General features: G+C 41.0%; 16 protein-coding genes. 15 read left to right on the top strand and 1 reads right to left on the bottom strand.

Going from position 1 to position 15,476, the window contains the following annotated elements; all coding sequences use genetic code 11:
- From WC715_06285 to WC715_06260, 6 genes are all read left to right on the top strand, one after another.
- A partial coding sequence (locus WC715_06285) for an RHS repeat-associated core domain-containing protein (GenBank protein ID MFA6172025.1) occupies nt 1–894 on the top strand: 894 nt, incomplete at its 5' end.
- Between the two features lie 4 nt (nt 895–898).
- Nucleotides 899–1,387, top strand: coding sequence for a hypothetical protein (locus WC715_06280; GenBank protein MFA6172024.1), 489 nt, complete (start codon nt 899–901; stop codon nt 1,385–1,387).
- 25 nt (nt 1,388–1,412) lie between these two features.
- Complete coding sequence (locus WC715_06275; protein ID MFA6172023.1) at nt 1,413–3,608, top strand: RHS repeat-associated core domain-containing protein; 2,196 nt, start codon at nt 1,413–1,415, stop codon at nt 3,606–3,608.
- 9 nt (nt 3,609–3,617) lie between these two features.
- Nucleotides 3,618–4,088, top strand: coding sequence for a hypothetical protein (locus tag WC715_06270; protein MFA6172022.1), 471 nt, complete (start codon nt 3,618–3,620; stop codon nt 4,086–4,088).
- A 22-nt stretch (nt 4,089–4,110) separates the two neighbouring features.
- Nucleotides 4,111–7,848 carry an RHS repeat-associated core domain-containing protein gene (locus WC715_06265; GenBank protein MFA6172021.1) on the top strand — a complete coding sequence of 1,246 codons (3,738 nt, stop codon included), beginning with the start codon at nt 4,111–4,113 and terminating at the stop codon, nt 7,846–7,848.
- On the top strand, nt 7,845–8,177 hold the full coding sequence (locus WC715_06260; protein ID MFA6172020.1) for a DUF2019 domain-containing protein: 333 nt from the start codon (nt 7,845–7,847) through the stop codon (nt 8,175–8,177). Before WC715_06265 ends, WC715_06260 begins: the two co-directional genes overlap by 4 nt.
- A 618-nt stretch (nt 8,178–8,795) precedes the next feature.
- Here WC715_06260 and WC715_06255 read toward each other — a convergent pair.
- A complete protein-coding gene (locus tag WC715_06255) occupies nt 8,796–9,143 on the bottom strand; it encodes a hypothetical protein (protein MFA6172019.1) in 348 nt (115 codons plus the stop codon).
- Nucleotides 9,144–9,180: 37 nt separating this feature from the next.
- Between WC715_06255 and WC715_06250 the strand changes: the two genes are divergently transcribed.
- From WC715_06250 to rpsM, 9 genes are all read left to right on the top strand, one after another.
- Nucleotides 9,181–10,089, top strand: a complete 909-nt coding sequence (locus WC715_06250) for an RHS repeat-associated core domain-containing protein (protein MFA6172018.1) — start codon at nt 9,181–9,183, stop codon at nt 10,087–10,089.
- Between the two features lie 9 nt (nt 10,090–10,098).
- Nucleotides 10,099–10,398, top strand: a complete 300-nt coding sequence (locus WC715_06245) for a hypothetical protein (GenBank protein ID MFA6172017.1) — start codon at nt 10,099–10,101, stop codon at nt 10,396–10,398.
- A gap of 169 nt (nt 10,399–10,567) precedes the next feature.
- Nucleotides 10,568–10,873: a hypothetical protein gene (locus WC715_06240; GenBank protein ID MFA6172016.1), complete on the top strand. Its 306-nt coding sequence runs from the start codon at nt 10,568–10,570 to the stop codon at nt 10,871–10,873.
- Between the two features lie 147 nt (nt 10,874–11,020).
- Entirely contained in the window at nt 11,021–12,778 is a 1,758-nt protein-coding gene (locus tag WC715_06235; protein MFA6172015.1) for an RHS repeat-associated core domain-containing protein, read from the top strand.
- Nucleotides 12,779–12,785: 7 nt separating this feature from the next.
- The gene (locus WC715_06230; GenBank protein MFA6172014.1) at nt 12,786–13,220 is read left to right on the top strand and encodes a barstar family protein; all 435 of its coding nucleotides are present in this window, start codon (nt 12,786–12,788) and stop codon (nt 13,218–13,220) included.
- A gap of 158 nt (nt 13,221–13,378) precedes the next feature.
- Nucleotides 13,379–14,224 (top strand): hypothetical protein, encoded by an 846-nt coding sequence (locus WC715_06225; protein MFA6172013.1) that lies wholly within the window; start codon nt 13,379–13,381, stop codon nt 14,222–14,224.
- Nucleotides 14,225–14,377: 153 nt separating this feature from the next.
- The gene (gene infA, locus WC715_06220; GenBank protein ID MFA6172012.1) at nt 14,378–14,614 is read left to right on the top strand and encodes a translation initiation factor IF-1; all 237 of its coding nucleotides are present in this window, start codon (nt 14,378–14,380) and stop codon (nt 14,612–14,614) included.
- A gap of 86 nt (nt 14,615–14,700) precedes the next feature.
- A complete protein-coding gene (gene rpmJ, locus WC715_06215) occupies nt 14,701–14,814 on the top strand; it encodes a 50S ribosomal protein L36 (GenBank protein MFA6172011.1) in 114 nt (37 codons plus the stop codon).
- Between the two features lie 84 nt (nt 14,815–14,898).
- The gene (rpsM, locus tag WC715_06210; protein MFA6172010.1) at nt 14,899–15,291 is read left to right on the top strand and encodes a 30S ribosomal protein S13; all 393 of its coding nucleotides are present in this window, start codon (nt 14,899–14,901) and stop codon (nt 15,289–15,291) included.
- The last annotated feature ends 185 nt before the right edge of the window (nt 15,292–15,476 follow it).

Below are 15,476 nucleotides of genomic sequence, written 5' to 3'. Positions count from 1 at the left end.
AACGTGGATACTGATGAAAATGGGGACGTTGTACAGCTATTGGATTATTATCCGTTTGGTGGAATAAGGCTTAATGAAAGGTCTGGGTCGTATGAAAATGATTACAAGTTCACCGGAAAAGAGCTTGATGACCAAACCGGCCTCTATTATTTTGGGGCGAGGTATTATAAAGCTGGAATAGGAAGATGGACAAATATAGATCCAATATATTTAACCATGGGGGCCTTGGATGAAGATAAAAATAGTGATTTACTATCGAATCCCCAAAAGCAAAATTCATACAGCTATGTTATTAATAACCCAATAATATATATCGATCCATTAGGATTAGAGACAGTGATTTATGTCGAGAAAGGAAATTCAAAAGATGGTGGTAGTGCAACTGTAGGTCATGCCTTTATTGAAATTTCTCGAGATGATAAAAGAACCGTTTATAGTTGGGGGCCTAATTTCGGCCAGCGTTTTGATCAAGCAACTTCGGGTGAGGATTTGGTTATAGCATCAGCTGAAGATTACTTTAAATCTGAAGGAAAAAATCATGATACATATACTGCGTATACTTTTGAAACAACTGAAGAACAGGAGGGTAAAATTAAAGAATTCTATAGATCTTTATCGGAAAAAAATCTTGAGACGAACGAGAATAAGAAAGAAACTTATAAACTTTTAAATAATTGTACCGATATTGTACTGGGTGCAATGAAAGCCGGCGGCGTAGCTGAAAAAAATTTTTTAGCTAGCAGATTCGGAGTTTCAACGCCAGGAATGTTGAAGTCTCAATTGGATTTAAAGTTTAATACTCAAAACAAATGGTACTATTCATCAAGTAATTTTTTTAATTTTAATCGTGTAATAAATATTAATCAACGTAAAGTTATTAAAACAGGTGAATAAAATTATGAACACATCGAAAAAAAGAATATTACTTGCTTCATTGGCCTTAATCCTATTGTTATCGTATTTAGTTTTTTCAGGAATAGTTAAGAGAATTTGGTATTTTGTTATTAGTAGGAATGATTTTAAAGTAATTTACAATAATGGAACAGAAGTAATTAATGATTTTTTTAACATATCTTTTTATATAAAAAGAAATTGTCAGATTAATTCTGAATACATAATCAAGGATGATATTTTTTGGGCGGGCAATTTAATTTGTGAAAACGCAACGCCCATTAGCGTTAGCGTATTTCCGTATGAATCCTGGGCAATTCAAAATATTAAGCAGTATAAAATGGGTAGTAGAATCTACGGCGGAGAAATGAATAATGATAATTTTATGCTTAAAATTACCGACAACAATTATAAGAAAATTTTAATTATTGGGGGGAGAGGAAACCGAGATATATGGAGCGATATTTTAGAAACCATCAAAGAAAATAAACTCTAGATTATTTATTATCACTAGAATAAGCGTGGCTACAAAATTATCCAAAAAATTAATAGTTATTATTTTTTCCGCCCCCTCCTCCCTCCAAACCGAAGGCGAAACAAACCCGGGATCGGTTATCGACCCCACTCCGGAATTCTCGGCCATATATAACGACCAGGACAACGGGGACGCGGCCTTCTACTACCGCATCCAAATCGCCGCTTCGACCAACTGGACTAATTTAATTTGGGACTCGGGAAAAACGGCTCTCGCCACCTCCACCCCCAAGGGCCAAAGGACCGAAGAAATCCCTTACGCGGGAACCGCTCTCTTAGCCGACAAAACCACCTATTACTGGAGAATTAAGCTCTGGGACCGGATCGACTTTGAAGGCGCCTGGAGCACGGAAACCGCCTCCTTTTACTACGCGAACAGTTATCTTCAAAACCTTTCCTACACCTACGACAAAGTCGGGAACATCACCCGGATAATAGACAGCTCAAACATGAATACCGCCAAAACCCTGGACTTCTCCTACGACGATCTCCACCGCCTGACTGTTGCCTCAAGCACCAATGCCGTATCCGGCGGAAACTATAGAGAAACCTACAACTACAATGCCATAGGGAATATAACGAACAAATCAGATGTCGGCAATTACCTCTACCAAGGCACCAACTATGCCAATCCCCACGCGGCAACCAGCATCAACGGCGCAACATATAGCTATGACCAAAACGGCAACCTGACCAATGACGGCGCCTGGACCCACTCCTGGGACTACAATAACCGGTTAACCCAATCAAACAATGGAACGGCGACAACCACCTATCAATACGACCAGGACGGAAACAGAATCAAAAAGGCAGAAACCACCCCAACGGCCAGCTCAACCACGATTTACATTAACCAATACTATGAAGTCGAAGGCCAAGACATCCGAAAATACATCTTCGCCGGAGGCGAAAGAGTTGCTTCCCTGATAAGGCAAACCATAGATATTAACCCCGACTGTACCCCTCCGCCTTCAGGCGACTGGACGATTAGCGTGTCATGCACCTTTACCGGCAAAGCCCGGGCCCAGGGAGATGTAACCGTCAATGCCGGAGCAGTATTAACCATAGCCGACCATTCCCGGCTGGAAATCGACCTAAAGAACCACAAGCTCTTGGTAAGGCATAACGGAGGGGTACTGATAAAAAAAGGCGGAACGCTAAGGCAAACTACAGAAGACTCATTAGACCCGGAAATAGTCAACAGCACTGCCTACCATCACGCTGACCACCTTTCCGGAGCTAACGCAGATACTGATGAAAATGGGGACGTTGTACAGCTATTGGATTATTATCCGTACGGGGAAACGAGGATTGACGAAAAGGCAGGGACGTATGAGAATGATTACAAGTTTGCCGGTTATATCAGAGATGAGGATTCCGGCCTGGATTATGTTGGAGCTAGATATTATAACTCCGGTATTGGGAAATGGATTAGCCAGGATCCGTTATTTAATATTATTGGAAGCGGTGATATAAATAAAGACTACGAAAATGAATATTTGTCTGATCCTCAAAAAATTAATTCTTATAGCTATGTTAATAATAACCCTCTGTATTATATTGATCCTAACGGCTTAACTGGTATCGTATTTTATGGAGGCAATCAAGAAAACAAAAATTATTTTAGAGATTTGGCCTATAAGCAGGCCCAAACCATGATTCAAAATGGATTTAGCGAGCCCATATACGTTATGGAGGGTAGTAGTCCTGAAATGTGGAATAAAACTCTTAACACAAAAACAGACATTTCGTATATTGGTTATTATGGCCATGGGTCGGAGCAATCGCTATATCTTGGCAATACGACAAAAACTAAGCCGGGAACAAATATGCAAACAAATACAACAGCCTCTATTATGAGTAATAATAAAGTGTCAGATTTTAATCCGGCAACAGATATAACTGTCGGTCAGCTAAGCACTAAGAATATAAGAAAAGGCGACATTAAAATTGAATTATATTCTTGTAGGGGAGGGGTCGGTAAAAACAGCATTGCAGAAGCTTTTTCAAGACATTTTGGTGCATCTGTGCAAGGCGCAAGAGGAGGTATAAATTTCAATAGTAGCGGGCAAGCTTATATCTCGCGTCCAATTTATAAGGAACCGAGCTTATTTTTAGAAGACGCTCTGCGATCAAGACTTGGGTTGCCAAATGCTTCGATTTGGAGAATATTTAATAATTAGATTCAATGTATGTCAAAGAAAATTTTATTATTAATGATAGCGATTCTGCTTCTATCAGGCATCTTTATATTTAACTATTATTTTCCATCTGAAAAAAATAGGGAAATCATTAGAAAATACAAAGATGAATTGAAAAAACGTGAAGACTTTGAATATTCATATGGCGGGTGTTTTTTTTCTTCGGGAAAATATTTTGATCCTTATATCAAGGATAGTAAATGGAAAGGGGATAAAGTGTATTTTATAGAAATAATTTACCCCTCTAACTGCGGGTATGATTATTTATTCGCTGATTATAAAATTGACGATGAAAAATTATTATTAAAAAATACGCCAGTTGGAAATTTTATGTCTTGTGGCTATTGCCGATCTAAGCTTAAATATACTATTAGGAATATCGAAAAAAAGGATTATGAAATTATTATAGAAAACCCAAATTCTATGTACAATTTTAGTACTAAACAATGGACTGATAAATAATTATTTGAATATATAGATGGATATGACAATTGTTTTGAAAATGGGCCCTGCCCCTATTGTTGTCCTTTTTCTGGCTACTGACCCAAACGGCAAGGTTTTTCAGATCGTTTACGACGCCCTTGACCGGCCAATCGAAGAAAAACAGCCGGATATTGATAATCCGTCAAGCTTGGTTACGAAAACTGTTTATGAATATAATGACGGCATACTGCCGAGGATGGTAAAGAGAACCGATTATCTAACCGGCTCTTCGTCAGGAGGTTCAGGCGGCGGTACGGCAACTTTTTACGCTGTTCCGGGCGACGGGCAAGTTTCGGCCGGCTTCCAGACAATGGATTGGAACCAGGTTCATAATTCAACCTACGGGACCGCGCTCGACTATACCGGCACTTTTTCCCGGGCCGAATCAAACAAAAGCCGGATAGGCAATGACGAATTCAGGATTTACCGGGGCTTTATGGCTTTTGACACCTCTTCTTTGCCGGAAGACGCGGTTATTACATCCGCCAGCCTGAAGCTATATGTCTTTGACAAAGATTCCGCGGACAACGACGGCAATGACTTTATCAGCGCGGTCAGCGCCAATCAGGACTCAACCTCGTCTCTAAACGCGGACGATTATGACCAGTGCGGATCAACCCATACTCCAGCCGAATTATCCTCAAGAATTGATATTTCGAGCGGGATAACCCTAGACCAATACAATTCTCTTAGCTTTAACGCGACCGGCACCAGCCTGATAAATAAGAGCGGCTGGACAAAGCTCGGCGTCCGGGAAGGGCATGATATAATCGACGAAGCCTACGCCGGCCCGATTCTAAGCGGAAATTACATACTATGGAACTCGGTCGAAAACGCGAGCACCTCAACCCGCCCGTATCTAGAAGTAAGCTACAATTACCCGGATTTTGCCGGAAATATAGCCAGCTATACCTACCTAGACGGCTTTAACCGGAAAACGCAGGAAAGAAACAAAGCCGAAGACGGCAACACCTATTCGGTAAAAGACTATACTTATAACAAGCTGGGGCTATTAGACAAAGAATCCCTGCCATATTTTTCGCTAAATGCTTCGTCAACTCCGATGACGGCCACCAGCTCGCTTTTAATAAACTACACCTACGACCCCCTCCAGAGGGTAACCCAAGTCGTAAATAGTGTTGCCACTACCACCAATGCCTACGACGACTGGAAAGTAACTATAACCGACGGGGAGAATAAAATCAAAGATCTGTACAAGGACGCCTATGATAACCTGATTCAAGTGGACGAGCATAACGCGACCAGTACTTACTCTACCTATTATCAATACAACCTACTCGGTAATCTGACCAAAATCACTGACGCGCTAAGCAACATCCGCAATTTTACTTACGACGCCCTTGGCCGAAGATTAACCGCCCAAGACCTCCATGCCTCCGGCGACGGAACCTACGGCACCTGGACCTATACTTTTGACGATTCGGGCAACCTCACCTCAAAACTCGACCCTAAGAACCAAACCGTAAATTACACCTACGACGACTTAAACCGCGCCCTGACCGAAAACTATACCGGCTCTGCCGGAACCGAAGTAGCTTACGGCTACGATACCTGCACCTACGGAAAAGGAAGACTCTGTAGCGCTACGACAACCGCCAGCGTCCTCAATCTGGCCTATAACCCCCTCGGTTTAGTTGCGAGCGAAAGAAAAACTATTAATTCAACCGATTATACTACAACCTACTCCTATGACCGACAAGGAAACCAAACGCTCGTAACCCTCCCTGATTCAACTGAAATAAAATACGAATACAATAACGGAGGATTATTGGAAAAAGTAAGTAAGAAGCAATCTGACGATTCAATCTATTACTATCTCCTTGAAGACGCCGACTACAACCCCCTGGGCCAAAAAACCTACGAGAATTACGCTAATAATACCGCAAGCTATTATATCTACGACGAAGACAAACTCTATCGTCTCGAAGAAAAGCAAACTTCAATCGCTACAAGCTCGCTTCAGCATTTGGATTACACCTACGATAAAGTAGGCAACATTACAAAAATAATTGACAGCTCAAATACCAACACCGCCAAAACCCTAGATTTCCTCTATGATGACCTGCACAGATTAACAACCGCGTCTTCCACCAATGCCGTATCCGGCGATAATTTCAGAGAAACCTACTCATACAATGCCATAGGGAACATAACGAACAAATCAGATGTCGGCAATTATCTCTACCAAGGCACCAACTACGCCAACCCCCACGCGGCAACCAGTATTAACGGAATAACCAACTCCTACGACAATAACGGCAACCTGACGAGCGATTCAACCTGGACCCATACCTGGGACTACAATAACCGGCTAACCCAATCAAACCATGGAACCGCCACTTCGACATATAGCTACGACCAGGACGGAAACCGGATTAAAAAAATAGAAACCACCCCAACGGCCAGCTCAACCACGATTTACATTAACCAATACTATGAAGTCGAAGGCCAAGACATCCGAAAATACATTTTCGCCGGAGGCGAAAGAGTTGCTACCCTGATAAGGCAAACCATAGATATTAACCCCAACTGTACCCCTCCGCCTTCAGGCGACTGGACGATTAGCGTGTCATGCACCTTTACCGGCAAAGCCCGGGCCCAGGGAGATGTAACCGTCAATGCCGGAGCAGTATTAACCATAGCCGACCATTCCCGGCTGGAAATCGACCTAAAGAACCATAAGCTCCTGGTAAGGCATAATGGAGGGGTGCTGATAAAAAAAGGCGGAACGCTAAGACAAACAACGGAAGACTCATTAGACCCGGAAATAGTTAATAGCACTGCCTACCATCACGCTGACCACCTTTCCGGAGCTAACGTGGATACTGATGAAAATGGGGACGTTGTACAGCTACTGGATTATTACCCGTTTGGTGGAATAAGGCTTAATGAAAGGTCTGGGAACATTGACAATAAACGCAAGGCTTTTGGGCACGAATATGACGACGGTACCGATTTATACTATATGCGGGCCAGATACCAAAATCCTTCTCTTGGCAGATTCCTATCAGTAGATCCTCTTTTTCTTGATTTGGGTGAAAATAGCCAATATATTCAGAACCGATATAGTGTACAGGTAAATGAATATCTTGCCGATCCACAGGGGCTAAATAGCTACAGTTACGCAAAAAATAACCCCCTAAAATATGTTGATGTAACTGGAGAAAATCCTCTTGCAATAGCAATCGCGGTATTAGGTTGTGTAATTTATGGCTCTTTAGCTGAGCCCCAGCCAGCTGGAGATAATAATCATGGATTATTTAAATCTTTCAGCCAGCAGATTGTAAAAATTGGGAGGGATATTATTGTAATGGAAGCCGCTGGAGCTATGGTTTCTAAGGCGCTAAGTCTTGGGGGACGTATTGTAAAAACCCTGCTTAGTACTGAAGGTAAAAACATAGGAATAGGTTTTAAATCATTTAGGAGCTTCAAAAGAGCATTTGGAGCAGCAGGAGAAGGAAAGGAATGGCATCACATAGTTGAGCAAACAGGAAAAAATATAAAAAAATTTGGAGAAGAGCAAATTCATAATACTCAAAATTTGATGAGTGTGTCGAAGGAGGTTAATCAGAAAATAAATGCTTATTATTCTTCAAAAAGAAGTTTTACAGGAGGTCAGACAGTAAGAGATTGGGTTAGCGGGCAGAGTTATGAACAACAGTATAAATTTGGCCAAGAAGTGCTAAGCCAAGTATTGAAGGGGGGTGAGTTGAGATGACAGTCGGATTAAATGATTTAGTAAATGAATATATTGAATATGCCGCTGAGCATGGAATAGGGACGGAGAAAGGGGATTATAAGAAAGCCAATAAGGCATATGAGAAGTTGATGATTATTTATCATAAAATTAAGGAAAATGATCCTCAATTTAATTTACTTTTACCCTTATTGAAGCATGATAATCCATACGTTCGCCTATGGTCAGCTTCTCATTTATTATCATCAACAAAGGAGGCGAAAAAAGTATTAAAACAGTTAATGAAGCAGAGAGGCTTGGCTAGCTTTGATGCAAAAATGACTTTACAAGAATGGGAGAAGGAAAATTAAAATTTTATTGAATAAATTTAGCATAAAATTTATTGTATTAGTCCTTCTGCAGTAAGCTCTGGCGGATTTAAAGGATGGGTTTTTGCTTCCATACCCGGCTTCCACTGGGTTTAGGAAAGGTGGTTATTACCGCCGTCTATCCGCTGTTTTGTTTATTTGTCAGTGGCTTTACCGCCAAGAGCTTACGATCAATTGATGACGCTGATCCAAGAATAATGCAAGTTGATAACTAGTTGATAATTCGAGGTTGCATATTACAGCATAAAGGCCAGCTGGCCAATAATTAGTACCATAATCACCGAAATCGCAGTAAACCGCACTGAATCCCCAAGGTTGCCCGATGGCCTTTAAAAACTGAAAGATATCGAGAACATGGGGCTAACTCCTTTAGGTTTTCTCTTGGTTGCTGTAGGACCAAATGGTACGTCAACTGCGCTTTCCATGAATAGCGAGGAAGGTATCGCGCAGAGCCCACTCTTGGGACTACAATAACAGGTTAACCCAATCAAACAATGGAACCGCCACTTCGACATATAGCTATGACCAGGACGGAAACCGGATTAAAAAAACAGAAACCACCCCAACCGCCAGCTCAACCACGGTTTACATTAACCAATACTATGAAGTCGAAGGCCAAGACATCCGGAAATACATTTTCGCCGGAGGCGAAAGAGTTGCTTCCCTGATAAGGCAAACCATAGATATTAATCCCAACTGTACCCCTCCGCCTTCAGGCGACTGGACGATTAGCGTGTCATGCACCTTTACCGGCAAAGCCCGGGCCCAGGGCGACGTAACCGTCAACGCCGGAGCAGTATTAACCATAGCCGACCATTCCCGGCTGGAAATCGACCTAAAGAACCACAAGCTCCTGGTAAGGCATAATGGAGGGGTGCTGATAAAAAAAGGCGGAACGCTAAGGCAGACTACAGAAGACTCATTAGACCCGGAAATAGTTAATAGCACTGCCTACCATCACGCTGACCACCTTTCCGGAGCTAACGTGGATACTGATGAAAATGGGGACGTTGTACAGCTACTGGATTATTACCCGTTTGGTGGAATAAGGCTTAATGAAAGGTCTGGGAACATTGACAATAAACGCAAGGCTTTTGGGCACGAATATGACGACGGTACCGATTTATACTATATGCGGGCCAGATACCAAAATCCCGCCATAGGACGCTTTATTAGTCAAGACCCAGTTTATTTGAATATCGGCAATAGGGATGAGATAGAGCAAAAAACTGGCAAATCATACGAGGTGTTCTTGGCAGATCCACAGAATCTAAACAGCTACAGTTATGCGCGCAACAACCCCCTAAAACATGTTGATGTTACTGGTGAATATTGGGAATCTGCGATCGATGTTATTTCTTTGGGATTATCGCTGTATGATTTTAACAAGCAACACAGTTTCGTGAATGGACTTTTCGTAGGACTTGATGCTGCTGGCCTTGCGTTACCCGTTCCAGCCGTATTCGGGTACATTAAAAATGGAGCCAGAGCCGTAAAAATTGCCAGCTATTTTAATAAAATTGCAAATAATGCCGGGGACGTCGCCAGGCTAGGAAAACTATTTGTTCAGAATGCAGGTTTTAAATTTACTGGTCGGGCATGGTCAATCGGTGAGGCAGGCAATGATGTTGCTAGCTTAGTGGGGCACTATGTAAAACATGGTGTTGAAGTAGGAGCAAAAAATGTTAGTGATTATTATAATAAAGCTAATAATTTTATAGACAGTAAGAATTATACTCATTCATGGGCAGAAGGTTCAGACATGGTTTATTATAATGCCGAAAATAATTTTATTAGCATTACAAACGGAAGTGGGCAAATATCTTCTTACTACAAGGTGACAGACCAAAAGAAGTTGGATAATATAAGTTCAATAATTAATAAATCTAATTAAGGTAAATTTATGAACAAAGAAGCGATATTTAGTAAATATAAGGATAAGATTCTGGCCGTTGAGAGCTTTGGCAATAATCGTAAAAAATTTGTAAGTGATTTTTCAAATATAGATGGATTATTGTATGAGTTACAACAATTGAATAACCACGAGCTTACACTTACTGATGATGGTTTGAGATTTCTCGATGAATATTATGGTTTAGATAAGGTTGTGGATATGATTTTAGAAAGAGTTAAAGAAGGCGTGGATTATAAATATAAAACTCGTGAAGATCTGCTTAAGTGGTTAAAAAATAAAGGCGAATAATTAAGTAGTAATAGAAATAAATTTGCTATTGGCTTAATTATCAACCAGGAAAAAAAGATATTGAGCTATTTGAATGGCTATCAGCTGTTTATTAAATAGTTAATTTTTTAGATATGAAATGGGTACCTTCTTAGGCTTAAAAGTTTATACAAAATTATTTCCTAAATTTATGAAGAAAAAGATATTTTACGTGCTACTTTTTCTAGTATTATATGTTGGGCTGATTGCCCAAACAACGATTTACGATCACAATTTAAAACGTAAACTTGCCTCTTTTGATCTTAATAATGACGGTGTTTTTTCCCTTAATGAACAGACACAAGAACAACAGAAGTATTTTAATTTGGTAATTGGTGATGCTGGTGATAATCTAATGCCGATAACTGGACTATTCATATCATTTATAGTTACCGCATCGGTATATGTAATATCTAAAATCCTTGGTTACATTACTAATCTCATAAAAGACAGATAGTAGATTTTTAAACCAGTATCCAAAAAGCCGATATCGCCCCTCTGTCGCAGGGTAATTTACAAGATAACAGAGCATTAACCCCTATTAAAGTCAAAAAATTTGCTTTAAAAAGTATATAAACTGTTGGCAACTTCGCTTTACTAATTTATGGTTTTTAGCAGCAATAAAATGACCAAGGAAAAACTCCTAAAATTCATATTCATTGTTCCGGCTAATATTACAGACTCCTCCTCTACCAACACCGCCAAAACCCTGGACTTCTCCTACGACGATCTCCACCGCCTGACTGTGGCGTCAAGCACCAATGCCGTATCCGGCTCCAATTACCGCGAAACATACAGCTACAGCGCCATCGGCAATATAACGAATAAATCAGACATTGGCAATTACTACTACGCCGGCGATCAAGGCTCAAACTACGCCAACCCCCACGCCGCCACCAATATTAACGGCGCAACATATAGCTATGACCAAAACGGTAACCTGACCAATGACGGCACCTGGACCCACTCCTGGGACTACAATAACCGGCTAACCCAATCAAACAATGGAACGGCGACAACCACCTATCAATACGACCAGGACGGAAACAGAATCAAAAAGGCAGAAACCACCCCAACCGCCAGCTCGACCACGATTTACATTAACCAATACTATGAAGTCGAAGGCCAAGACATCCGGAAATACATTTTCGCCGGAGGCGAAAGAGTTGCTTCCCTGATAAGGCAAACCATAGATATTAACCCCGACTGTACCCCTCCGCCTTCAGGCGACTGGACGATTAGCGTGTCATGCACTTTTACCGGCAAAGCCCGGGCCCAGGGAGATGTAATCGTCAATGCCGGAGCAGTATTAACCATAGCCGATCATTCCCGGCTGGAAATCGACCTAAAGAACCACAAGCTCCTGGTAAGGCATAATGGAGGGGTGCTGATAAAAAAAGGCGGAACGCTAAGGCAAACTACGGAAGACTCATTAGACCCGGAAATAGTCAATAGCACTGCCTACCACCACGCTGACCATCTTTCCGGAGCTAACGTGGATACTGATGAAAATGGCGACGTTTTACAGCTATTGGATTATTATCCGTACGGGGGGATAAGGATTGATGAGAAGGCTGGGACATATGAAAATGATTACAAGTTTACGGGAAAAGAGCTTGATGATGAAACCGGCCTCTATTATTTTGGGGCGAGGTACCAGAACCCGAGTATTGGGAGGTTTGTGAGTATTGATCCGGTATTTAATGATATTGGAACAAATTACGACCAGTTTAATGCCAGATATGGCCAAGAATTAGAACAACTACTATCCGATCCTCAAATGCTAAATAGTTATGCTTACGCTAGAAATAATCCTATAATTTATATAGATCCTAACGGAAACCTTTCCTGGAAAGAGGCTAAAGCCTATGCATCGATAGTTTTAGCTCTTGCAAAAAGTTATGCCGATTATAAAGTTAGACAGGAATGGCAAGCGTATAAAGAATGGAGTCAAAGAAATGCCGATTGGATAGAAGCTCACCCTAAAGAATTTGATGCAATGTTGATGTTATTATCTAAATCGCCCGGCGGTTCAAAAAATTTTTCCAAAGGCGCTAGTATTGGGAATTTAAAGACAAGTCTTAAGAATATAAATGTTGAAAGTTTTGGAAAAACTCTTTTTAAAGGAAATATTGACCTTAAGCCAACATTAGAAAAGATACTAAGTGGAGAATTAAAGGCAAGAGATACATTTAGGAATGATAAACAGTTATTGCCTCCGCAGGAAGCCGGCTATTACAAAGAATATGTTCATCCAACACCAGGCTCAAAAGATGCTGGACCCCAAAGAATTATTCAAGGTAAAGGTGGAGAATATTATTATTCACCTGATCATTATAAATCATTTACTCCATTAAATTAAAAATTTTATGACAAAAAAAAACAGTAACTTTACTTTTTTACCAGAGGTAAACTATAAAATATTGAAGGATAAATATATTAAATCTTACATAGCGTTAATTCCCAAAGATTTAAAAACGAAAGAAGATTTAATGCTAGCTTATGAATATGCCTTAAAACCCCCATACTTTGGAAGAAATTGGGATGCTCTTAATGAAATATTACATGATTTTTCTTGGATAAATCAATCTGAGGTTATTATCGCCCATGATGGTCTGCCAACTGAATTAGATTTGAAAGATCTGATAACAATGATTGACGTCTTGGCGTATGCACTTCAAATATTTAAAGATGGCCCAAAAGAAGATAGGGAGCTCCCTGACGGGAAGCATAGTTTAGTTGTAATTTTTCCTTCTAGAGATAAAAATAAAATTGAAGAATTATTAAAATCGTCAAAAGTATAATCATATGTACATAAGTATAGATTCCTATCTGGAATGCACCCCAAAATTCAGACTCTATATTTCATATTAAGCTAAAGTCTTTTTGGGAACTAATTTTTTTTGGCGCGCGGGAGTTAACTAATAAACTTAAAATATTTACAAATAGTCAATAAATTCCTATGAAAAAGATTTTTCTAAACAAGTATTTTTATCTGGCTCTAGCGGTAATATCTTTGGCGTTAAACTATCAAATTGCCAAAGCGGATAACCCGGGCTGGACCGTATACGGCAATAATATCTATAATCCGGGCAATGTCGGCATCGGGACGACGAGTCCGGTGACATTGCTTCATATGTTTGCTAGTTCCGCCGCGCCGCAACTACTAATTGAGAGAAGCGCGGCATTAGATTCCGCTTTGTCATTTAAAAATACTGAAGACCAGTGGATTGTTGGCATAGACCAATCAAATAGCAATGCCTTAACAATTTCAGACAGCATGACGATTGGAACCGGGCAAAAGGTGACGATAACAACTGACGGTTATGTCGGCATCGGAACGACCGCCCCTACTTCCGGCACGCTTCAAGTTGCCGGGGCATCTACTGTAAACCCATTATGGATTTATGGGACTGGCCCGCTTGCTCAAGGTGTTAGAAATACCATCTTTGCTACTGGGGCAAATTCAACAGGGTCAGTGAATATCGGGATACAAAATAGCGGAACGGCGGCTGTCAATACAGGGTCGGGTGTCAATTTTTACGCTAATAGAACTACTAGCGGACAAACTCTCATAGGCAGGACAGTCAGTAAAATACAGAATATTGCCGACGCTATTTACGCATCCGACTTTTCTATACAAACAGCGGTCGGTGGTAGCCTGGTAACTAGTTTATATATAAATTCATCCGGCAACGTCGGCATCGGGACGACGAGTCCGAGTAAAAAGCTTGAAGTAAATGGCGATATTAAGTTAAACGGCGATATTGTGTCTGATGGCGACATTTGCATAGGGAAATGCGACTAATTTTAGGTAAAAGACCGGCTAGCCGAGGGGTGTTGACAAGCCATAAGTTTTTCTATATAATTATCATACGATCAAAATAACGTAATCTAAACGTAATTTTGCCCCGCCGTTTTTTTACGGGGCTGGGCAAAATTTTTGTGTTTCGCTAGCTGAATGCCTGAAGAAAACAAAGTATTAAATTCGAAGGAATTTATTGAAATGAGAGGTGAAGTGGTTGAGGCCATGCCTTCGGCCACTTTTAAAGTTATTTTGGAAAACGGGCATGAAATTCTCGCCTACCTTTCGGGCCGGATGAGGATGAATAAAATCCGCCTTCTGCCGGGCGACCGGGTAAGGGTAGAGATTAGCCCTTATGATTTGACCAAAGGCCGGATCACCTACCGGCTTTGAGAGCTGAAGGAAAAGTATTTTTAATCCCGCACGATTCCGGGCGGGAAAATTTTTACGCATTAACGAGTATTTTATAGAAGTTATATATGAAAGTTCGATCTTCGGTAAAAGTAATTTGTAAAGATTGTAAAATAGTCCGCCGCAAAGGGCGTCTTTGGGTAACATGTAAAAATCCGAAGCACAAGCAAAGGCAGGGATAGACTTTGAAAACTTTTTCAGAAACCTGCCTGCCGGCAGGCAGGAAGTTTTCTCCGCCAGACGGCGGACAAAAAATATAAAATATTATGGCATTAAGAATCGCGGGAGTTTCGCTCCCAAACGAAAAAAGACTGGAAATCGCTTTGACTTATATTTTTGGCATTGGAGTTTCAAAATCCAATAAAATTTTAGCCGAGGCCAAAGTTTCTCCCGATATCCGCGTAAAAGACGTTTCTGAAACCGACGGCAATAAAATCCGCGAAATCGTGGAAAAAAAGAATAAGGTTGAAGGAGAATTGAAAAGGGAAATTATGGGCAACATAAAGCGGCTGAAAGATATCGGCTGCTACCGCGGCCTTCGCCACATCAAAGGCTTGCCGGTCCGCGGACAGCATACAAAGACCAACACCCGGACAGTCCGGGGCAATGTCCGGAAAACTATGGGATCGGGAAGAAAGCCGGCCGGGCAGAAAACTTAATTTTGAAACATTTAGAAACGGCATCTCAATTTACTCATTAGCATTATGACTGAAGAAAAAGATACAAAAACTGGATCATCTGCCCCGTCGGAAGATAAGCCGGCGGATACAGAAAAAGAAGAAGTTAAAGAAAGCGGGAAAGCTTTGGAAAACCAATCCGAAGCGGAACAAGCCGCCGAGATTAA

It is taken from the genome of Patescibacteria group bacterium (assembly GCA_041661505.1).
Classification (GTDB): Bacteria; Patescibacteriota; Patescibacteriia; order Patescibacteriales; family JBAZCA01; genus JBAZCA01.
This window is presented reverse-complemented; position numbering and strand designations above follow the sequence as displayed.